At 41.2% G+C, this 21,200-nt stretch carries 18 protein-coding genes; 5 read left to right on the top strand and 13 right to left on the bottom strand.

From position 1 onward, the window contains the following. Positions 1-38: 38 nt before the first annotated feature. A complete protein-coding gene (gene uxuR, locus SOI81_RS12160) occupies positions 39-752 on the top strand; it encodes a FadR/GntR family transcriptional regulator (RefSeq protein WP_005042034.1) in 714 nt (237 codons plus the stop codon). Between the two features lie 59 nt (positions 753-811). Here uxuR and SOI81_RS12155 read toward each other — a convergent pair whose 3' ends face one another. From SOI81_RS12155 to hcaA, 8 genes are all read right to left on the bottom strand, one after another. Then, a complete protein-coding gene (locus SOI81_RS12155) occupies positions 812-2,557 on the bottom strand; it encodes a tannase/feruloyl esterase family alpha/beta hydrolase (protein ID WP_320540827.1) in 1,746 nt (581 codons plus the stop codon). A 33-nt stretch (positions 2,558-2,590) separates the two neighbouring features. Then, positions 2,591-2,980 carry a PaaI family thioesterase gene (locus SOI81_RS12150; RefSeq protein WP_239975701.1) on the bottom strand — a complete coding sequence of 130 codons (390 nt, stop codon included), beginning with the start codon at positions 2,978-2,980 and terminating at the stop codon, positions 2,591-2,593. A 40-nt stretch (positions 2,981-3,020) separates the two neighbouring features. Continuing rightward, on the bottom strand, positions 3,021-3,557 hold the full coding sequence (locus SOI81_RS12145) for a DUF3237 domain-containing protein (RefSeq protein WP_239975702.1): 537 nt from the start codon (positions 3,555-3,557) through the stop codon (positions 3,021-3,023). A gap of 58 nt (positions 3,558-3,615) precedes the next feature. Continuing rightward, the gene (locus SOI81_RS12140) at positions 3,616-4,866 is read right to left on the bottom strand and encodes an OprD family porin (RefSeq protein WP_239975703.1); all 1,251 of its coding nucleotides are present in this window, start codon (positions 4,864-4,866) and stop codon (positions 3,616-3,618) included. Positions 4,867-4,947: 81 nt separating this feature from the next. After that, positions 4,948-6,087, bottom strand: a complete 1,140-nt coding sequence (gene hcaD, locus SOI81_RS12135; RefSeq protein WP_320540826.1) for an acyl-CoA dehydrogenase family protein — start codon at positions 6,085-6,087, stop codon at positions 4,948-4,950. Between the two features lie 74 nt (positions 6,088-6,161). Next, positions 6,162-8,048 (bottom strand): feruloyl-CoA synthase, encoded by a 1,887-nt coding sequence (hcaC, locus tag SOI81_RS12130; protein ID WP_239975705.1) that lies wholly within the window; start codon positions 8,046-8,048, stop codon positions 6,162-6,164. Between the two features lie 82 nt (positions 8,049-8,130). Continuing rightward, positions 8,131-9,582, bottom strand: coding sequence for an aldehyde dehydrogenase (hcaB, locus tag SOI81_RS12125; RefSeq protein WP_320540825.1), 1,452 nt, complete (start codon positions 9,580-9,582; stop codon positions 8,131-8,133). A 37-nt stretch (positions 9,583-9,619) separates the two neighbouring features. After that, entirely contained in the window at positions 9,620-10,459 is an 840-nt protein-coding gene (gene hcaA, locus SOI81_RS12120) for a p-hydroxycinnamoyl CoA hydratase/lyase (RefSeq protein ID WP_171251283.1), read from the bottom strand. Between the two features lie 248 nt (positions 10,460-10,707). Between hcaA and mhpT the strand changes: the two genes are divergently transcribed. The 3 genes from mhpT (at position 10,708) to vanR (ending at position 13,281) form a co-directional block, all read left to right on the top strand. Then, a complete protein-coding gene (gene mhpT, locus SOI81_RS12115) occupies positions 10,708-11,940 on the top strand; it encodes a 3-(3-hydroxy-phenyl)propionate transporter MhpT (RefSeq protein WP_016141799.1) in 1,233 nt (410 codons plus the stop codon). 69 nt (positions 11,941-12,009) lie between these two features. Continuing rightward, the gene (locus tag SOI81_RS12110) at positions 12,010-12,465 is read left to right on the top strand and encodes a MarR family winged helix-turn-helix transcriptional regulator (protein ID WP_224992437.1); all 456 of its coding nucleotides are present in this window, start codon (positions 12,010-12,012) and stop codon (positions 12,463-12,465) included. Between the two features lie 123 nt (positions 12,466-12,588). After that, positions 12,589-13,281, top strand: a complete 693-nt coding sequence (vanR, locus tag SOI81_RS12105; RefSeq protein ID WP_224992438.1) for a GntR family transcriptional regulator — start codon at positions 12,589-12,591, stop codon at positions 13,279-13,281. 43 nt (positions 13,282-13,324) lie between these two features. Here the strand turns inward: vanR and SOI81_RS12100 are convergent, their stop codons facing one another. The 5 genes from SOI81_RS12100 to atsA form a co-directional block, all read right to left on the bottom strand. Next, a complete protein-coding gene (locus SOI81_RS12100) occupies positions 13,325-14,269 on the bottom strand; it encodes a PDR/VanB family oxidoreductase (RefSeq protein WP_320540824.1) in 945 nt (314 codons plus the stop codon). Between the two features lie 12 nt (positions 14,270-14,281). Further along, entirely contained in the window at positions 14,282-15,358 is a 1,077-nt protein-coding gene (locus SOI81_RS12095) for an aromatic ring-hydroxylating oxygenase subunit alpha (RefSeq protein WP_239975710.1), read from the bottom strand. Positions 15,359-15,590: 232 nt separating this feature from the next. Then, a complete protein-coding gene (locus tag SOI81_RS12090) occupies positions 15,591-16,778 on the bottom strand; it encodes an OprD family outer membrane porin (RefSeq protein ID WP_239975711.1) in 1,188 nt (395 codons plus the stop codon). 12 nt (positions 16,779-16,790) lie between these two features. After that, a complete protein-coding gene (locus SOI81_RS12085; RefSeq protein ID WP_239975746.1) occupies positions 16,791-17,744 on the bottom strand; it encodes a formylglycine-generating enzyme family protein in 954 nt (317 codons plus the stop codon). Positions 17,745-17,769: 25 nt separating this feature from the next. Next, on the bottom strand, positions 17,770-19,455 hold the full coding sequence (atsA, locus tag SOI81_RS12080; protein ID WP_320540823.1) for an arylsulfatase: 1,686 nt from the start codon (positions 19,453-19,455) through the stop codon (positions 17,770-17,772). A gap of 375 nt (positions 19,456-19,830) precedes the next feature. Here atsA and vanK point away from each other — a divergent pair, with 375 nt between their 5' ends. After that, the gene (gene vanK / locus SOI81_RS12075) at positions 19,831-21,177 is read left to right on the top strand and encodes an MFS transporter (protein WP_239975713.1); all 1,347 of its coding nucleotides are present in this window, start codon (positions 19,831-19,833) and stop codon (positions 21,175-21,177) included. Positions 21,178-21,200: the final 23 nt, after the last annotated feature.

Genomic DNA, 21,200 nt, shown 5'->3' with positions numbered 1-21,200 from the left:
TTTCTAATTTTTTCAACATTTCATGAGTTCTTCAGATTATGTCTAGCGCAATTAAACCTAGATCAACAAAAAAACTAAGCCAGATTATTGTAGAACAACTGATCGAAAAAATTCAGTCTGGAGACTTCCAAGTCGGAGAGAAAATTCCGACCGAACTTGAATTAATTGAAACTTTTGAAGTAAGCCGTTCTGTTATTCGTGAAGCAATCACTGAGTTGCGTTCTTTAGGGTTTGTCGAGACTCGTCACGGGATTGGTACTTTTGTAAAAGAGCAGACGGTTGAACAGAATTTTTTGCTGTCTAATGCCAGTTTAGAAACCATTAACGATATTGTTTCTTTACTTGAGCTTCGGATTAGCCTTGAGTCTGAAGCTGTCTTTTTAGCCTCTGAGCGCCGTAAGCAAATCCACATCGATAAAATGAAAGCTGCACTTGAAGATTTTGAACGTCATATTTCATCAGATGCAAATGATGGCACAGTAAAAGCTGATTATGATTTCCATATTGCCATTGCTGAAGCTTCTGAAAATCAATATTTCGTTGATTTTTTAAAGTATCTGGGTGAAAAAATTATTCCGCGTGCACGCTTAAAATCGATTGAGCAAAGTCCCGAAAACCGTGAAGAATATTTAAAAGCGGTTCACCATGATCATGTCAATATTTATAACGCAATTGTCGATCAGGATGGTTTGTTGGCCAGGCAAATGATGCGAGCTCATCTATCTAAAAGTATTAAAAAGTTTAAGCAGTAAAACTTGAGCTAAGATAAAAAAGAGAGCTTATTTAAGCTCTCTTTTAATTTTATAGGGTGTTATTTACAGCTAAAGTTTTCAGCTTTTTCGCTATCACCTTGACCATTGTAACGGGCAATCAACGGGTAAGGGCAAAGTGGGCGGGTGCGGTCTGGTGCCCAGTCTTGCGGAAGTTCAGTATTCACTTGACCACTTGGATTACCTGCACCGCGAGCGGTTGCAATGATTTTGTCAGGTGCTTGGCCATATTCAACCCAGTTAACTAAAGCAGTCAATGCATCAAATTGGTCAGTCGCAATCCCATCACGGGTATGGTTCATGCCCGGAACTCTAAAGAAACGTGCAAATTCAGGTGCTGTACCTTTTGCATTATTTTTATAGTGTTGTAGCAGCTGATCATACCAATTTTGGGTGTCATCCACAGAGAAAACACCGTCTGCTGTGCCTTGTACCACAATCATTTTACCACCGTGATTACGGAGTTTATCCAGATTTAATTCATCAGGGGGCATCATGAATGACATGGAGCTTTCAGTGTAAATATTATTAGTTGCCGAGAGTTTTGGATAGTCGGTATCAAAGTTAAAATTAAAGGCAAATTGTCTAGAGTTTTGAGTCACATTTGGGTCGGGCGGAACCTGAAAAAGAATACCGACTGCAACGGGGTCACGTGCTGTGCCTACCGAAGATTCAAATTTCCAGCTTGCCCAGTTACTGCCGACTAAACCGGGGTCGAAAGGTTGGGTTGCATAGAGCGCTTGTCCAGCAGAGTTTACAGGGCCGCGGTAAATGTTGGCTAATACATCAATTTGTTCGGTACTTAAACAAGTGCCATTTCTTGTGCTTGAGCAAATGGGTACATCTTTGTGAATATCAAAAGCTGTACGGCAAGCCTCGACGTCTTGAACCAAGCCATCTGCGACACCATCTAAAGCATCGCATCGATCTAAAATCGCTTTTGCTAAAACTTTACGTTCCGAGAGGGTAAGAGCAGTACTTAAGTCATTTTCATCTGTTGCGACACGACGAAGCTGCTGCGCTGTGTAGAGTTGAGCCGCGGCTGCACGAGGTAAATGAAAACCCGGTGTACTTGCTAAAATTCCATCATATTGGTCGCCCAAACGAGTTGCTGCAATCATGGCATGACGGCCGCCGTTCGATGTACCGCCTGCATAGGAGCGGTCTGGCAATTTACCATATGCTGTTTTAATTAGGTTTTTTGCCATAGGTGTGAGTTTGGTAATCGCACCGTACCCGTAGTTAATTCTGGCTTGAGGGTCTAAACCGAACATTGGATTTTGTGAAGCATTATGTCCAGCATCGGAAGAAATGACAGCAAAACCATCATGCAGGGCATTGGTGAGGGGACCACCGCTGCCGACCTGACCCGTTGCAGGGACTAAATTACCATCGGTTCCGCCATTGCCTTGATAGAGGAAACGGCCGTTCCAGTCTATTGGTAAGCGCATTTCAAAACCAATTTGATAAGTTTGTCCATCGACAGGGCTTACACGTTGTTCCATATAACCTTTGACTAAACAATGAGCGCTAATCGGTTTGTTGGCGATAGTCAAAGTACCTGCTTCTTGAAGAGTAGCTGAGCTAATGACTGTATTGTTATATTGAAATCCAAGTAAGTCTGAACAGCTTCCTGTCATTTTTACGCCAACAGCAGGAGTAAGCTTAGGGAGTGTTGGTGATGATGTTGTACTGTCATTGTCATTACCACAGCCCACCAATACTGCTGCAATGGCAAGTAATAAGGTTGATTGGGTCCAAAAACGTTTTTTGTTGGTGTAATTCATTTATTCATATCCTTATTGAATGAATGTTTGCAATTAATCTAAAACCAAAAAATTAGCTGTGCTTCGTGCAATCATTTTGTTGTTTTGCCAAGCTTTACTTTCGAGATTCAGTACGGTTTTGCCTTGTTTAATGAATCGACATTTTGTAATGACTTCACCCACAGCACAGGGTCTTAAAAAATCCATTGTTAAGTTGATGGTGGTGGCTGGTTTACGGTCATTGGCGAGATATGCAAAAAGCCCCATTACGTCGTCAAGCATGGCGCAGATCATGCCGCCTTCAACGGTGCCGCGTGGATTGGTAAAGCTTTCTAGCGCTGTGTAGTGGATGGTGAGTTCAGTATTTTCTTTATTCCAATAAATATTGTGTCCACCCAAATGGTGATGGATGGGTGGTAAATGTTCTAAAATTTTTGGGTCCATAGTGAAGGGTCCATCCTTTTTGTAAGTGTTATAAAAATTATTATTTCAGGGTATAGGCATCATAAATAACCGCTTTACCCAAGCGCATTGCACTACCTACTGCAACGGTTTGGTTAAGCCATGAATATTTAGGTGAGCTGGTTTCAAACTGCATGGTAATTTTGAAATAGTAGTTTTTCGGGTCGACATCTTTGCCTTGGGCAAGCTGTTTTAGCGTTTCTGCCGAACCATGACGGTAACCTTTGGTTTGAAGATAAATAAGTGCACCGTCATCGGTTTCTAACAAATATCGCGTATCAATAATAGCCAGTCCTTTACTGTCGACAATTTGCCAATCTGAGCCATTATTTAAAATGCGGCCTTTAAGTGATTTCCCTTCAAATGTTCCACCTGTAATGGGAATAATTCGGCGCTTACCTGCGTCACTGGTGTTACCTAATTCCCAAACAGGCGCATTCAGATCAACACTAAATTTTGCTAAAGGCTCAAGCTGAATAGGTGGTGGGCTATATTGTGTTTCGGCATGAGTCAGGCCAATCAGACTAATTCCGCAGAGTAGTGTTACAACTTTCTTCATGATGAATTTCCCGAAATAAAAAGAGGTTCATTTGTGATAGAACCTCTGGTTTTTTGGATTATTTAAATTTCCATGTGTAGTCAATATTGATACGGGTTTCGTTTACAGGTTTGATGTTCGCTGTAGAGAGCATGTTGTTGTCATAGATTGCATAGCGCGCGCGTAGCCCTAAATTTTTTAACCAGCCACTTTGAACGGTATAGCCTAAATCAAAGTCTGTTTCGCGTTCTTTTAAATTGGTTCCACCTAAGTTGGGGGCATAAATGTTGTGACCTGTGGTGTAACGAGTCATGAAACGTAAACCCGGTACATAATCTTTAAAGTCATATTCATAACGGAAGCTATAGGCTTTTTCTTTTGGGTTTAAAAACTCGCCCGGCCATGTGTCGATGAGTAGACCCGTTTCACCTCCAGTTAAATATGGAAAGGCCGTGTCGCCATGATGTTGGAAGGTTCCAAAAATAAATTTATGGTTTTGATGTTTGAGTTCGAAATGCGCATGATACAGGTCATTATCGACTAAGCCTGCTTTTGCTTGTCCGTCATCACGGCTGCGGTAGTAACGTAATTGAGAGCTAAGATTGGTGGTGTCATTAATTTTATGTTGGTGTAAAGCACCGACCATGGTTTGGTTATAAAGATCATCAACATCCATGTAAAAAGCGGTGAGCTTCAGTGCGGGATTAAACTGATAGTTTCCACCTAAATAATAGAGTCCATCAGTTTCGGCACCTTTAAATCGTCCATTTACCCCTGAAATTTTAATTTTTTCATAGTTGGTCGAATCACGATGATTCACTTTATCGAGATAGGCTGCCTGTAAATCAAAATCTTTAATATCTTTACTGGTCAGTGAAATTCCTCGATATGTTTGAGGAAGCAAACGAGCAGGTGAAGCTACTAAAACTGGGTTCATCGGCATGAGCGTACCAATGCGTAGCTCAGTCTGGCTCATTTTCGCTTTTGCTGTAACGCCAATTTCTCCGTAAGAGTCAGCAGGTTCGTTGGTGCGGGTGTCTCTAGGTAAGTTTCCTGTACCTCCGTGCTCGGCATCGGCATCGAGTTTAAAGCCTGCCGTTGCAAGCACATCCAGCCCAAAACCGACAGTCCCTTCGGTATAGCCTGAATTGGCTTTAAGAATAAACCCTTGTGTCCAGTCCTTGGCAGCAGGGTAAGCGGATTGCTCTTGGTAGTCGCGGTCAAAATAGAAATTTCGCGTGGTGAGTTCTACTGAGCTGTTATCAATAAAATTGCCAGCCCACACTGAACCAGAGAGCATAAGGGTAGAGTACATCCATAATTTCGACATAGCATTTCTTCCTGAAATAACATTTTTTTGTTTTAAATAAGGCATGGTTGTTATGTCTGCCTTATTTGGTTTTAAATCGAATTATTTTCCGAGCAGTTCTCGGGCTACGATTTCTTTCATAATTTCATTGGTTCCCCCATAAATTTTTTGTACTCGTGCATCCACAAAAAAGCGTGAAATCGGGTATTCCTGCATGTAACCGTATCCCCCAAAAAGCTGAAGTAATTGGTCAACCACTTCACATTGGACATCGGTGATAAAGCATTTCAATGCTGCAACTTGAGTGACGCTTAACTGGTGTTGTTGATATAGCGTTGCACATTGGTCTACAAAAGCTTGGGCAGCTTTGGCCTTGATGTGTGCGTTTGCGAGCACAAAACGAGTGTTTTGCATTTGACTTAAGGGTTGCCCAAAAGCTTTGCGCTCTAGTACATAGTCTTTAGTGATTTCAATAGCCCCCAAAATGGACCCCAAAGCCATCATGGAAATACTTAAACGTTCGCGAGGTAATTCTTGCATTAAATAGGCAAAGCCTTGTCCTTCTTCACCCAAACGCTGAGTTGCAGGCACACAAACATCATCAAAAAATAGTTCGGCTGTATCTTGGGCATGTAACCCGATTTTTTGTAAAGAGCGACCTTTTTTAACGCCGTCTAATGCAGCATCGACTAGTAAAATCGAAATGCCTTTTGCTTTGGCTTGCGGATCGGTTTTTGCTACCAGAACGATCAGGTCAGCATGCAAACCATTTGAGATAAAGGTTTTTGAACCATTAATACGGTAATGATCATTTTCTAAAATGGCTTGAGTACGTATGGCTTGTAAGTCTGAACCAGCATTCGCCTCTGTCATGGCAATTGCAGTGACGACTTCACCTGTCACCATTTTGGGTAACCAATAACGTTTTTGCTCTTCAGTTCCAATATTTTGTAGGTAAGGAGAGACCAACTCATTTTGCCCACCAATGGCAACAGCCAAAGACGCAAAGCCCGCTTGAGCAGTTTCTTGAACCAGCATGAGCGAGTAATGAACAGGAGCGCCATAGCCGCCATATTCCTCGGGCACATCAACACACAAAAAACCATTTTCCCCAAGACGAAGCCATAGAGCACGTGGAATCAGGCCATTGTGTTCCCATTGTTCATAATATGGAGCAACCTGTTCTTTTAAGAACCTGCGATAGCTGTCCCGAAATAGTTCAAATTCTGTATCGTGTGGCATGTTGAACCTTTTTTAGGCAAAAGTGAGGCTGAGGCTCAAACCGAAGTTTGAGCTTCCTTTTTTATTTCAATTGTTTATTGCTTTAAGGTGGGTACCCGAATAATCAGTGGGTTTTCGGCCTGTTTTTGATAAAGTTCATCAATTAAAGCGGCTCGACGCTTGGTAATATTGCTTTGATTGAGGTTGCCTTTATCGGTCACTTCGCCTGCATCGAGTTGAGGTGGTTCGGTCATTAAATAAAGCATTGAGACTGTATTTGAACTACCAGTCGCATCTTTATTAAAATTCGTTAAAAATTGGCGGAACCACTGCTGAACTTTAGGGTGTTGTAATATCTCTGTTGGAGAGTTTTCACCAAGCTTAAGACCTGCATGTTGAGCACACGCTTCTAATTTTGGAAAAATAAGAAAACCAACAGCATTCAGGTTTGAACCGGTAATACAAACATCTTGAACCAGTAAATTACCTTGAATCAGTACTTTGTTGCGTAGGGTGCCGACATTAACAAAAGTACCCGTGTTAAGTTTAAAGTCTTCGGCAATTCGTCCGTCATACATCAGACCTTTGGTCGGATCATTGATATCGACTAAACGCACCGCATCGCCCGTATGGAAAAAGCCTTCATCGTCAAACACAGTGCTTTGCTGGTCTGCTTTTAAGCGCCAATAGCCTTTCATGACATGTTTGCCACGAACGCAAAACTCAAGTTTGTCACCACATGGAACTAGTTTAATTTCGCATCCCGGAGCAGGGTAACCAATAAAGCCAGCCATCACGCGTGGACCAGTGGTAAAAGCACAAGACGGGGCAGTTTCAGTCATGCCTAAGCCGCTCATAATGCGGATTTTTTCTCCACAATGTTGCTGAGCAATTTTATCGAGTCTGTTCCAGCCCGCTTCTGAAAGCGCTGCACCTGCAAAGAATAAAATTTTAACTTTGGCAAAAAAGCGGTCTCTTAATTCCTCATCTTTTTCTAAAGCTTCGGTGAGTTCTTCCCAACCTTTGGGCACATTTAAATAAACAGTTGGAGAAATTTCTTTGAGATTACGAATGGTCTCGTCAAATTTTCCTGCAACGGGTTTGCCGTCATCAATGTAAATCGTACCGCCGTTATAGAGCGCAATGCCGACATTGTGACTGCCGCCAAATGTGTGATGCCAAGACAGCCAGTCCAGTAGGACAGGTGGCGTTTCTTCAAACTCAGGGAAAGTCTGTAGTAGCATTTGCTGATTAACACACAACATTAAGTGCGTTGTTGGCACAGCTTTAGGCAATTTGGTTGAACCTGATGTAAATAAGAATTTAGCAATCTGGTTTTCATCAAGGGTTTGATAAAACTCTTGGACATTTGAAACAGGCGTATCTAACAGCGATTGAAAAGACGTGCAGATCTGATCACCCACGATCCCTTTATTGGTCACCACTTCAATATCAGGCGTAATACATGCCTGAATGGCTTTAGCAAAAGCTTGTCCATCGCTGGCATAGACCATACCCGGTGTAAGCACTTCAAACACATGTTTGAGTTTGCCAAAGTCTTGAGAAATAAGAGAATAGGCGGGGGAAATAGCGGAGAATGGCACACCCGCCAGCATCGCACCCATAGAGAGTGTTAAATGTTCAAGATCATTACCACTTAAAATGACCAGCGGTCTTTCTTGGCTTAAATTACGTTCATGTAAAGCCTGAGCAATGTGCCATGCACGTTGTAAAACTTCTGCATAACTTAGTTTGACCCATTCACCTTGAGCATTGCGTTTTGCTGCAAAAATATGGTCTGGTTTGGTTTGCGCAAAATGAATTAACCGATCTGTCAGTTTTTGTGGATACGGTTTTAATTGCTCTTTTGGGCTGATATAGAGCGTGTCATCTTTATAGTGATAATGAATATCATGTTGCCCTAATTTTACGAACCGTTCGCGGTCTTGTGATTGAGTGGCATTCATTTGCATTTCTTTCACTCCATGGGAAGCACATCACTGCGCTTTATTTTTTTGCATCATGCAATTTTTATTTAATATGTCTGTCTTCGCATTAGCCTGACTAAATCGGGTAATGACGTGATTGGGTTTGGATGGTGATCCAGCGTAGTTCGGTAAATTCGGCAACAGAGACTTTACTACCAAATCGTCCATAACCACTCGATTTTGTTCCACCAAATGGCATTTGAGCTTCGTCATGTACGGTTGCGCCGTTAATATGACAAATACCCGAATCAATCTGTTTAGCGACTTCTAATGCCTGCGAAATATTTTGGCTAAACACTGCCGCAGAAAGGCCGAACTCACTGTCATTTGCCAGTGCTACACCTTCTTCAATGCTTGAAAAACGTTGAACTGTGCATACAGGTCCAAATGATTCTTCGCGGTAAAGCAGCATGTCAGGTTTAATATTGAGCACCAGCGTCGGTTGCATGGTGGTGTCTTCAATATGAATACCTAAAGGTAAGTCTGCACCTTTGTTTTGTGCATCTTCCAGTAAATGCTGAATACGGTTTGCGGCGCGGCGACTTTCTAAAACACCGAGTACATTGTCTTTTGAAGTTGGATTACCTGCTTGAATAGAGCGGGTTTTTTCAATCAGTTTTTCAATAAATTGGTCGGCAATATTGTCTTGAACCAAAACACGTTCGGTCGACATACAAATTTGTCCCTGATTAAAAAATGCTCCAAAAGCGACTGCATTTACGGCTTCATTAATATCAGCTTCATTTAAAACCACAACTGGCGCTTTACCACCCAATTCGAGTAAAACTGGTTTTAAATATTTTGCAGCAGTCTCTGCAATAATTTTTCCGACTTTGGTTGAACCGGTAAAATTAATACGTTTCACGGCTGGATGAGACACTAAACGTTCCACGATTTGTGGGGCATCTTCGGCCGCATGGGTAATCACATTGACCACGCCTTCGCCAAGACCTGCTTCATGTAACACTTCACCAATTAGACGCTGTGTTGCTGGGCAGGCTTCTGAGGCTTTTAACACTACCGTGTTACCACAAGCCAAAGGCATAGCGAGCGCACGTGTTGCCAAAATGACAGGAGCGTTCCAAGGCGCAATGCCAACAATGATACCGCAAGGAACTCGTACACCCATTGCGAGATTGCCCGGCACATCTGACGGAATGAGGCTTCCGTCAATTTGTGTAGTCATGGCTGCTGCTTCACGTAACATGTTGGCAGCAAGATGAACATTAAACCCATACCATGTCGCAGTTGAACCTGTTTCTTGCATTCCAATTTGAATGAATTGCTCGGTCTTTTGGTCCATTAAATCGGCTGCTTTTAACAAACGTAAGCGACGTTCGGTAGGCGAGAGCTTCGACCATACTTTGAAAGCTTGTTGTGCCGAATCGATTGCACGATCAACATCTTCCAATGTTGCAGCAGCGGCTTTAGTTGCCACTGATCCATCAATGGGGCTAATACGCTCAAAAGTTGCTTGATTTGATGCATCAACAGATTGACCGTGAATAAGTAACTGTACATTTTGCATGGGTTGTGTCCTTACATTGCCATTAAAGAATCAAAAGTTAACCAGTACGTTTATAGCTCTGTAAACCTGGCTTAATTGATTTTTCATCTAAGAATTGTTTCAAACCTTCTTGGCGACCATTTTCAGTATCGCGGTGGATACATTGGTCAAGCTTGGCATATAAATAGTCTTCGTTTTGGTCCCAAGTAAGTTCACGGCAACGCTTAAAGCCATTTTTAGCGGTACGGAGAACTACAGGGTTTTTCTCAAGTAGGCAATTTGCAAGTTCAGTCACTTCTGCTTTTAGCTGTTCAAGCGGTACGCTTTTATTCACAAGCCCCATGGTTTCAGCTTCTTTACCACTAAAGGTTTTACCCGTCATGATGTAGTACAAAGATGCACGGTGACCTACAGTGTCTGCCATTGCTTTACTTACAAGGTTGCCAGGAGGAATACCCCAGTTAATCTCAGATAAACCGAAAGTTGCTTCATCTGCTGCAATTGCTAGGTCACACGCCACTAAAGGTGAGAAACCGCCTCCAAAGCACCAGCCGTTGACCATGGCAATCGTTGGTTTTGAATACATGCGAAGAAGTTGCCACTGCCAGCGACATGAGTCACGGCGAATACGTTCTTGGAAAATCTCTGGTTGAGTGTCGACTTCACGGAAATATTCCTTCAAATCCATACCCGCTGTCCAAGAATCGCCAGCACCCGTCAACACTAAAACACGCGCTTCTTGATCAAGCTCAAGCGTTTCGAGCACATCAATCATTTCACGATTGAGTGTCGGGCTCATGGCATTTTTCTTTTCTGGGCGGTTTAGGGTAACCCATGCAATTCCTTCTTCAACTTTAACATCTACTGTTTCCCAGCGGTTTTCATAACTCATCTTCATACTCCTTGAATGATTTTTTGATGTTCTGGGATTTAATCTAATATCAGTTAAACTTACATTCAAGTCTTTTTTATAAAATTTCTTAAATATTTTATAATTCATTGTATTTTAAATATTAATTAATTTTATTGATTATTTAATATAAAAATATGTTGATTTTTTAGTAAGTTTAACTGATATTTTTGATGTGTTTAAACAACAATACACAAAGGGCTAAATGGAACGACTAGTCAATAAAGGACAACACAATGGAAAAAATATCAGGACAGCCTTCAAGGGCAAAAATCACATTGCTACTGTGCTTTGCCATAGCAATTTTTGAAGGGTTTGATCTTCAATCAATGGGGGTGGCCGCTCCACGAATGCGGGCTGAGTTTATGTTAGACAATGCCCAAATGGCGTGGGCATTTAGTGCTGCTATTTTAGGAACACTGCCAGGTGCAATATTGGGCGGTCGGTTTGCTGATATTGTCGGGCGTAAGAAAATTCTGATTTTTAGTATCTTACTTTTTGGAATTATGTCTTTACTGACCGCCTATGCGGCCAATTTCAGCCTGTTACTTCTCATCCGTTTTTGTACCGGTTTAGGAATGGGCGGGGCACTTCCAATGATGATTACACTTGCCTCTGAAGCTGTGCCTGACCAGCACAAAGGGACAGCAGTAAGTATTATGTATAGCGGGATTCCTTTTGGCGGATTACTCACTTCTGTGGTTGCTATGTCGTTAGCAGGTGATGCAGAGTGGCGCCATATTTTCTATATTGGTGGGATTGCGCCTATTTTACTCATTCCCCTGATTATGCGCTTTTTACCTGAGTCAAATGACTATCTGCAACGTAAAGTTCAAGCACAAAAAACGACACCATTTTTGGAAGTTTTGTTTGCTAAAGAACGCCGTATGTCGACCATTCAGCTTTGGATAAGTTTTTTCTGTACGCTCGTTGTACTGTATTTTTTGTTGAACTGGTTGCCGTTACTGATGGGCGCGCAAGGCCTATCGAAACTACAGGCAAACTATGTACAGATGGGCTACAACGTTGGCGGAATTTTAGGTTCGATTCTCATGGGTGTATTGCTTGATAAATTACGCATGAGTTTTGTGATTAAGCTGATTTATCTTGGTATTTTATTTTCGCTGTGCTGTTTGGCAGTTTCTCCGACAGTGGCTTTACTTGCACTTTCAGCAGTAGGTTGTGGTCTGTTTATTGTAGGTGGACAATCTGCGTTATATGGTCTGGCAGCCATGTATTATCCGACCGAAATGCGTGGAACAGGAGTAGGTTCAGCAGTTGCAATTGGCCGTATTGGTTCATTTGCAGGGCCTTTAATGGCTGGTTTTTTACTCTCGCTTGGACAAAGCTCGACCATTGTGATTGGTTCAAGTATTCCAGTGATTTTAATTGCAGCAATCTCTGCATTACTTCTTGTCAAAAAACCTAAACAGCCTGTACATTTAGTACAAAGCTCAGGTGCTCGCTAAGTTTTAACGAAAGTATGGGGTAGATCCTCATACTTTCACTACAGATTTTCTTATGATGAATGAAAGGTTATGGTACGTTCGAATTTAGTTCCAAAAAAAGTAGAAGATGAGCCTAAGTTAAGCTATATGATTGCTCGTGTTGACCGAATTATTAGTAAACATTTATCAGAACATTTAAAAGAGCTTGAAATTACCTTACCGCAATTTACTGCACTTTCTGTTTTAGCTTCAAAAAGTAATTTATCTAATGCCAAACTTGCTGAGCGTTCTTTTATAAAGCCGCAATCTGCTAATAAAATTCTGCAAGATTTACTGATGAATGGTTGGATTGAGAAAAAACCTGACCCAACCCATGGTCGCCGTATTTTAATTACGCTGACTGAAAGCGGTGTTGATAAGCTCAATAAATGCAATGAAGTGGTTTTAAAAGTCGAAGAAAAAATGCTGGAAGGCATTGATATTAACTTGGCTTATTTAATTCGTAACAACCTCGATATTATGGTGAATAATCTTAAAAACCTTTAATCGAGTGTAGTGCGCATTTTAATTTCTTAAACTCAATAGAAATGCTTAAGCACTGATTCAAACAGAAAATTTATTTCATTTTACAAATGAACTTGCTAGCATCGAAGTGACGTTTTTGGTGATGTGTGGCAGCGAATGTCTTCAGGACAACAAGTTTTACTTAAACTAAGAAAAATGATTATTTCAGGGGAACTTGAAGGCGGTGCCAGAATTGCCGAAATTCCGACTGCCGAGTTACTTGGGGTTTCAAGGCAGCCTGTTCGGATAGCCTTTCGCTTGCTCGAGCAAGAAGGCCTCCTCATCAAAAACCCAACTCGTGGTTACACGGTTCGTGAAATTTCAGAACAACTTGTTCATGATGCGCTCGAAGTACGCGGGGTGCTGGAAGGGTTGGCTGCGAAAACTTTGGCAGAACAAGGCTTAAGCGAAGAGCAGAAAAAGACGCTACAACATTGCATTCAGGAAACTGAAAAACTTTTTAATGAAAAAGACGAGTTTGGCGATGCTGAACTAGAACGTTATCACCATTTTAACGTCATTTTTCATGACACCATTATTGAAGGCGCGCAAAACGTCGCACTTATACAAGCCTTAGCGAAAAACAACCAATTACCTATGGCTTCTGCTCAAGCCATTACCTATGACCAGAATCAAGCTTTGTCGGAATATCGCCGTTTGCACTATGCACATTTACAGCATTGTTCGATTTTCGATGCATTGGTACATCGTCAGGCAGGGCGTGCTGAAACTTTAATGCGTGAACATAGCAGTGTGGTGATTTTGGGTGAAACGCTAAAAAATGTTCTTAGCGCTTAAAGTGAAATAAGTTCCTTTATATTTGAATAAAGGAACTTTCGAGTTAAAGCTCAATCGCAAGATTTTTAGTTTTTGCACGAGAACAGCAGGGTGTAAATTGGTCGTTCAAAGCATGTTCTTCATCGGTCATGAACATATCGCGATGATCTGGCGTGCCTTCTACCACACGGGTAATACAGGTACCGCAAATGCCTTGTTCACACGAAACAGGAATATCAAAACCATTTGCAATTAATGCTTCAGTAGCAGTCTGCTCTGGTAATACTTCAATTCGACGGCCTGTACCTTTAACTTCAATTGTAAAAGCTTCATCGGTGGACGAATCTACTTTTTGAGCGACAAAATGCTCTTGATGTAACTGTTCGTTATGCCAACCTGCTTGTTCGGCCGAGTTCATGACAAACTGCATAAACCCTGTAGGGCCACACACATATAAGTGTTTATCAGGTGAAGCTTGGCCCAAAACCTCTGCCATATTACATTCGGTGTCTGGTTGGTCTTGAATGTGAAAATGGACTCGTTCACCAAAATGTTCGGTTAAGTTGCCATAGAAGGCAATCATTTCATGACTACGAACAAAGTAATGTAATTCAAAAGGAATATTGGCGGCTTTAAGTCGATATGCCATCGATAAAATAGGGGTAATACCAATACCACCCGCAAATAAAACTGCTTGTTTGGTTTGAGGGTGAATTTCAAATAAATTGCGTGGTTCACCAATTTTTAAGTGGTCGCCTTCACGATATTCAGTGTGGAGGCAGCGTGAGCCACCGCGTGAATTGGCATCATGTAAAACCCCAATCACATAACGGTGCTTTTCAGTGCAGCAGTTTGAAAGTGAATATTGACGGGTTAGGCCGTTTTTCAGATGCACATCAATATGAGCTCCTGCTTCAAAACTCGGCAGCTCCTTACCATTTGCTGCAACCAATTCAAAAGCACGAATGGTCGGGGTGAGCTGGTGAATTTTTTGAATAATAACGTCCATGTTCATGTTCCTTTAAATAATCCGTATGTTTGGAAACTTCTGCGTGGACGTTTCAGGAGGCGTTTTATTTTCTTCGGCAAGTAGTCGCTCAATCACTTTACGAGACTGTACACCGCCTGCGTCGATGTTGAGCATTAGTAACTTGCGATGTGGGTTGTTTAAAATATTTTGTTGTTGTTGCTCTAGCATTTCTAAATCTTCAGTAAAAATTTTGCCTTGGCCTTCACGAATTTGATCGGTGAGTTCTGCATTGTCAGGCTGGAAGTTACGTGCCATTCCCCAGAAATACCAATGTGAAGTTTCAGTCTCTGGCGTAATAAAATCGACCACGATTGAAGAAACTTTTTTGTCTTTCGGTGCGTGATAACCGCCATGTCCAGCATGTGCGACACCCACTTCAATATGAACATTACTTGGCGCAAAGAAGTGACAACGTTGCCAACGATCCACAGGTACGTCATCTGCTAAGTGGTTACCACGAAGGGCCATTTGCCAAAATGGAGGTGCGATCACATTTTCCATATAGCGTTCGGTAATGACATGGTCGCCGTCAACTTTAGTCACAGGCAATGATTCATCAATCTCTTTTTGCCCAATACTGCTTGAGTGAACATAGGTTTCGTGGGTTAAATCCATGAGGTTATCGACCATCAAACGATAGTCACACTGGATGTGAAACAGACCTCCGCCATAGCTCCATTCTGGATGATCTGCCCACTCTAAAGTTGGCAGTTTTGCTTCATCTGCTAAAGCTTTTTCACCTGGCCACACCCAAATAAAGCCGAACTTTTCAATAACTGCATATGCTTTGTTGCAAGGGAAACCATTTACACGTTGGGCTGGCATTGAAACAGTTTTTCCGTCACAACCCATCACTAAGCCATGATAACCACATACGAGGTTGCCATCTTCGACATAACCAAGTGAGAGTGGGGCACCGCGATGGGGACAAAAATCTTCAACGGCTGCAACTTGGTTTTCTTTGCCACGATAAAAAACAATTTTTTCACCACAGATCGTACGACCTAATGGTTTGTCTTGGATTTCTTCTGGGCGGCAGGCTACATACCATGCATTTTTAATAAACATTGTGACGACTCCTTATCACTTATTGGATCCAATTTATAATAAATAAAAATAATGGTCAATTGATAAGCAGTATATTTTTTAAAAAATATTGTTCTTTGAAATTGATGAAATTGTATTTTATGTTTGCCAATAAAGGATTTTATATTTCTTTGAGTTTTTAGGAGGAAATTTTTATTAATTTTAATTTGGATCCATAATGGCTATGGTTGAGGCCATTATGGAGAGTGATAATTTAGAAATTAATGGTGTAGTGAAGCATCATGCGCTGTTCATCCAGACTTTTGCCGTGTTTGGTATCGTAGTTAATATTTAAGAACAGGAATTTAAGATTTTTAATCCAAGCATTGAGATCATACTGAACCAACACATCACTTTCTTGCTCAAAATCATTTTGATTCATAGTTTGAAAAGAGTCGCCATAAATATATTTATAGGTCACTTTTAGACCCTTGATGTAATCTTTAAAGTCATACGAGGCAACGAAATGATAAGACTTTTCATCTGCTTTGGTAAACGCGCCTAAGGTCCAGTTCACCATGTGGGGAATGGGCATATTGTCGAGTTTTGGAATACCATCTTTGCCAAAGTTTTCTTGATAGCCGATCCCAGTTGTAAAGTTGCCATGTTTGATGAAATGCATGGCCCCTACAGATGTATTGTCATATTCACCAAGCTTTGATTTGCCGACATCGTCGTGGCGAAACACACGTAATTTTGTAGTGTGCTGCTTTGTCCATTGATAATCAAAAGCAAGGTAACTTTGATTAATGAGATCGGTTAAGTAACCATTATAAAATTTCCAATTATATTGAGGCGTTTTGCCATCCCACTGAAAAAAGTAAAGCCCATCAGATTCATGTTTTGAAATGGCTAGTTTGTGATAATCCTCTTCATTTTTTGGCGAATAACGGTTAATCAAACCTAGCTCGAAATTTTGTTGCGTTGTCTTATATTTTAATTCCAAACCTTTATAGTTCACGCGCAATTGATGTGTATCCACTTGTGGGGTAAGTGGTGAATCGGGAGTGATTTCACCTACATTCATGCGAAAGTTTTGATATTCAACTCCAGCACCTAAGCCATATTTAACTTGGTCTTGTGCTTGTTTCTTGGTATTAGAATCAAAGGGTATGACCATATCATTGGTGTGTTGGTCGCTACTTAGGCGATATGCATATTGAATGCTTGGATTGAGGTGTAGCTGAACCTCATTAAGTTTTGTTGTCCAGTCGCCACGATAGATCAAGCCTTGGCTCAGGCTATGAGTATCGGGGTTGGCCCCATTTTCATATTGTCTGTCGAAGTTGAATGTTTTGAGTGTGAGTGTATTTTGAAAATTAACATCTGCTTCACTATGAACTAAACAGCAGGCAAGGGCCGTCCCTGAGAATAAAATCCCATAAATAAAAATATGCTTCATTTTTAAATCCGTTTAAAAGCGTTTTACTGTTCTAAACCCGACATGGCTAGTGGCAAGGTCGAGTTCCTGTGGATGCCTCGCGGCAGCACGATAACGCGCGCAATAATTGGTTGCGCACAAATAAGATCCACCTTTAATGGTGTATTGCAAAATCTGTTCGTGACTTTGCCGATATTTCGATGGATCTCCCATATGATGATCTCGTGGACCTGTATAAGGTGTTTGCGTCCATTCCCATACGTTGCCAATCAAGTCATATAAACCAAATGGGTTTTTACTAAAACAGCCAACAGGGGCAACATCCTTAAAACCATCTTCTTGAACATTTTTGTATGGAAATTCGCCTTGCCAGAAGTTGGCTGTAATATGGCCTTCATGAGTGGGGCCAATATCGGAGTTTTTCTGAAAACCTTTGGCTGCATATTCCCACTCAAGCTCGGTCGGTAGGTCGTGACCCAGCCAGTTTGCATAAGCATAGGCATCATTCCATGTCACCATGCGAACGGGCTCGTGAGACGCGGGTTGTTTTGGGTTATTTAAACCCCATGGGTGTTTCCAATTGGCGCCTTTTTCAAATCGCCACCATTGTAGCTCTTCAACTGGATGATCTGGCTGTACAAACATAGCCGCACCACCTTGCTTTTCTGCATCGGTGACATAACCCGTTTGCTTAACAAACGCTTGAAATTGAGCATTAGTGACTTCAGTTGTATCAATTAAAAAAGCGGGAACTGAAGTTGCCTGTAGGTTTAATGGACGTTCATCTTCATAACCTTGTGTGGTGCCTAAAACCATTTTTCCTTGCGGAAGTTTGACCATACCGGCTTCTTTATTTTTAGGCCAACCCGAAGGAAGGCCTGAATAAGAAGAACATTTAGCTTGAGTACCTAAGTCGGGCAAGGTGGTCTGTTCTAGTTGAGGTGTGGTTTTTTGGCATGCACAAAGTAACAGGAACGATGAAAGCATCATGATCTGTTTCATCTGGTTTTTCCTACTTTTTGTTGTATTGCTCAAAATCCACGACATTATTTTCATCGGCATATCTTAGATATTTATCATTTAAGACTTTGGCGATATCGGGATGTGCTGCGTAAACATTATGTTGCTCATTGAAATCTGTTTTTAAATTGTAGAGTTCCCAGCCGTGGCTCTTAAATTTAGAAGGTGAGTTTTCAACGAGTTTCCATTCATCATTTTTGGCGTAGCGGCTGCCATGTAATTCTTTGAAGTCATAATAATTGACTGGTCGAATGCGCGCATTATTGTTTTTAAAAGCAGGAATCAAGCTAAAGCCCGACGGTTTAATTTTGGTGCTTGTGGCTGGATAGATTTGATTATTTTGAATCCCCGCTAGTTCCATCACAGTTGGGAATATATCTTTGACTGTAGCAAAGTTATTGTTCATTCCATGTTCTTTAGAAATCTTCGTAGGCGATTTAACAATAAATGGAACTCGTACTCCGCCTTCTGAAGCGGCTGACTTCCAGTGGGTAAATGGTGTGCTGCTTACTTCGGCCCAGCGTGGTCCCATATAAACATATGAGCTGGCGTTGCCTATATTTTCATAACGATTGTCGGCATCACCCATTGGGAAATTGTGATCACCACCTTCAGCGCCGTTATCTGACATAAACACAATCAAGGTGTTGTCATATAAATGATGCTTTTTAAGATATTGAATGACATCACCCACGCGATCGTCTAACTGAGTGACCATGCCAGCATAAACTTCCATTTTGCGCGCTTCATATTTGCGCTCTTGTGGCGTGAGTTCATTCCAGCTTTTGGTGCCTAAAGCTTGATTGCCACGCTCGACTGGATATTCTGCATTTGCAGGAATTAATCCTAATTTCTTTTGACGTTCAAAGCGTTGTTTGCGAATTGCATCGTAGCCTTGATCGTATTTACCTTTGTATAAGTCTCTATAATGAGCAGGTGCCTGTATCGGCCAATGTGGAGCGGTATAAGCTAGATAGGCAAAAAATGGTTTTTGTGCTTTATTTTTATCTAAGTACTCAAAGGCTTTTTGTGTAAAAAAGTCGGTTGAGTAGTAATTGTCAGGCAAGGTAACCTTTTGACCATTTTCAGTGTACTGGGTATTGCGCGGATAGTTTTTAGGTTGGTCTTTAAAGTGTAAATCGAAGCCATCGAGCAGGGCAAAAGATTGATCGAAACCACGAGCTTTAGGGTTTTGTTCGGGAGCAAAGCCTAAGTGCCATTTACCGACCATGAAGGTGTAATAATCTTTAGTCTTTAAAATTTCTGCGAGTGTATAAGCATTTTGCGTTAAGTGACCTGAATATCCATCAATTTTGAGTAGTGCACGCGGACTATCGGCGCCAACCAATTTTTCTTGTCGTTTTGACGTTTCATACATGGCACCTAAACCGACCAAGTGATTATCTGCACCTGTCATAAGTTGCGCACGTGTCGGTGAACACATCGATGAAGCATGAAAATTAAAAAGCATTTTTCCTTGCTTTAACAGGCTATCAATATGAGGAGTTTTAATTTCGCCGCCATAAGCGCTAATGTCTGAAAATCCAAGATCATCGGCCAAAATAATCATAATATTAGGTGGTTGTTGGTTTTTGGGAGGTGCTGCTTGCGCTGTGTAAAACAATTGGCTGGCAAAAAAAAGTCCCAATGTAAGCTGGCTTACTCTTTTGAGTTTCATAACAACAATCCTTTGAAGTTTTAAAATGCATCTTGCATTCCATAAAAATGAACTGAGCTTTTTTGGCTAAAAAATGCTCTGGAATCGATCATAATAGATTTTTTAATATGGATCCATAAAAATATTAAAGCATTCTAATTTTATGTTTTTAATAATTTTATACTTATATAATTTATGTGTTTATAGAGTTTTTAATAATACGTTTATAATTTTAGTTGATTTTTTGGATCCAAATATTCAGTATAGAAAAAGAGCAGGATGCTCAAAAAAACAAATATTCCTCTAGGTCATTATGGATACGGATATGCATAACCACCCAATCGCTCTTATCGGCAATGTCGTGTGCATCTCTTATCCACATTGGGAGATGCACAAATGGAAAGAGACGTTCTAAGTGAGATCAATCAGAACAACATGAGCCGTTATCAATGGTTTGTTATTTTGATCTGTATTTGTCTCAATATTATTGATGGCTTTGACGTGATGGTGATGGCATTTACTGCGCCATCCGTGTCGGCAGAATGGTCGCTTTCAGGGGCACAAATTGGTTTGTTGCTGAGTTCTGGCCTTTTTGGAATGGCTGCGGGTTCAATTTTTCTAGCACCTTTAGCCGATAAAATCGGTCGTCGTTTACTTATTTTAGTTTGTCTTGTGATTGCTGGTTTTAGCATGTTGGGCTGTGCTTTGGTTCAAAGCCACAGCATGTTAGCAGCACTTCGGTTTATTACCGGCATTGGGGTAGGTGGGATTCTTGCCAGCAGTAACGTTTTGGCAAGTGAATATGCCAATGCTCGCTGGCGCAGTCTGGCTGTTAGCTTAATGTCTACAGGTTATGGAATTGGTGCAACACTCGGTGGAGTGCTATCGCTGGCTTTGATTGAGCATTTGGGTTGGCGCTCAATCTTTTTAGCAGGTGGGGTTACTACCATTGCAATGCTACTCATTAGCGCATGGTTATTACCAGAATCTTTAGATTATTTACTCGCGAAACGACCAAAACAGGCACTCGAATGGATTAACACAACGGTAAGTCGTATGGGGCTTAATCAACTGCCAGTTATGCCACGTTATGAAAAAATCAACACACAAAATGGTAGTGAGCTCAGCAAGTTATTTGCAGGACAACAGGGATTTCAAACACTTTGTCTTTGGTTTGCGTTCTTTTTAGTGATGTTTGGCTTTTACTTTGTCATGAGCTGGACGCCAAAAATTCTTATTTCAATGGGAATGTCACCACAACAAGGGGTAAGTACCGGCATTTTAATTAGTATAGGTGGGATTTTCGGGGCAGCCATTATTGGTTTATTGGCATCACGCATGAAAATTTTCTATGCCTTAAGTCTATTTTTAGGACTAACGTCTGCATGTGTTTTCTTATTTGTCGCAGTCTCGGCTCAAGTGAGTATTGCTCTCATAGTTGGCTTATTACTTGGCACACTCATTAATGGCTGTGTGGCAGGTTTATATTCGATTTCTCCAACAATTTATGATGCTGAAATCCGTAGTCGCGGTGTGGGCTATGCGATTGGTTTTGGTCGGATTGGGGCAATTTTATCACCAACCGTTGCAGGTGTTTTTCTAGATAAAGGTATTGCTCCCGCAACACTTTATGCCTATTACGGTGTGGTCTTTATTTTGGCTATTTTCCTGATTTTAAGTTTAGGTAGCGCTTTTTATCGAAGTCAAAAAGAGCAAAACTACTCACTTAAAACAGCACCTTAATCCATTAAAAATTAAATAGTTGA

Origin of the sequence: Acinetobacter pittii, assembly GCF_034067285.1 — a bacterium.
GTDB classification, from domain to species: Bacteria; Pseudomonadota; Gammaproteobacteria; order Pseudomonadales; family Moraxellaceae; genus Acinetobacter; species Acinetobacter pittii_E.
Note: the sequence above shows the minus strand (reverse complement) of the source record. Positions and strands in the feature narration are given on the sequence as shown.

What these genes read in the sequence shown, in the direction of transcription:
- uxuR (WP_005042034.1), top strand. Translation starts at nt 39, where the DNA reads ATGTCTAGCGCAATTAAACCTAGATCAACAAAAAAACTAAGCCAGATT.
- SOI81_RS12155 (WP_320540827.1), bottom strand. Translation starts at nt 2,557, where the DNA reads ATGAATTACACCAACAAAAAACGTTTTTGGACCCAATCAACCTTATTA.
- SOI81_RS12150 (WP_239975701.1), bottom strand. Translation starts at nt 2,980, where the DNA reads ATGGACCCAAAAATTTTAGAACATTTACCACCCATCCATCACCATTTG.
- SOI81_RS12145 (WP_239975702.1), bottom strand. Translation starts at nt 3,557, where the DNA reads ATGAAGAAAGTTGTAACACTACTCTGCGGAATTAGTCTGATTGGCCTG.
- SOI81_RS12140 (WP_239975703.1), bottom strand. Translation starts at nt 4,866, where the DNA reads ATGTCGAAATTATGGATGTACTCTACCCTTATGCTCTCTGGTTCAGTG.
- hcaD (WP_320540826.1), bottom strand. Translation starts at nt 6,087, where the DNA reads ATGCCACACGATACAGAATTTGAACTATTTCGGGACAGCTATCGCAGG.
- hcaB (WP_320540825.1), bottom strand. Translation starts at nt 9,582, where the DNA reads ATGCAAAATGTACAGTTACTTATTCACGGTCAATCTGTTGATGCATCA.
- hcaA (WP_171251283.1), bottom strand. Translation starts at nt 10,459, where the DNA reads ATGAAGATGAGTTATGAAAACCGCTGGGAAACAGTAGATGTTAAAGTT.
- mhpT (WP_016141799.1), top strand. Translation starts at nt 10,708, where the DNA reads ATGGAAAAAATATCAGGACAGCCTTCAAGGGCAAAAATCACATTGCTA.
- SOI81_RS12110 (WP_224992437.1), top strand. Translation starts at nt 12,010, where the DNA reads ATGGTACGTTCGAATTTAGTTCCAAAAAAAGTAGAAGATGAGCCTAAG.
- SOI81_RS12100 (WP_320540824.1), bottom strand. Translation starts at nt 14,269, where the DNA reads ATGGACGTTATTATTCAAAAAATTCACCAGCTCACCCCGACCATTCGT.
- SOI81_RS12095 (WP_239975710.1), bottom strand. Translation starts at nt 15,358, where the DNA reads ATGTTTATTAAAAATGCATGGTATGTAGCCTGCCGCCCAGAAGAAATC.
- SOI81_RS12090 (WP_239975711.1), bottom strand. Translation starts at nt 16,778, where the DNA reads ATGAAGCATATTTTTATTTATGGGATTTTATTCTCAGGGACGGCCCTT.
- SOI81_RS12085 (WP_239975746.1), bottom strand. Translation starts at nt 17,744, where the DNA reads ATGCTTTCATCGTTCCTGTTACTTTGTGCATGCCAAAAAACCACACCT.
- atsA (WP_320540823.1), bottom strand. Translation starts at nt 19,455, where the DNA reads ATGAAACTCAAAAGAGTAAGCCAGCTTACATTGGGACTTTTTTTTGCC.
- vanK (WP_239975713.1), top strand. Translation starts at nt 19,831, where the DNA reads ATGGAAAGAGACGTTCTAAGTGAGATCAATCAGAACAACATGAGCCGT.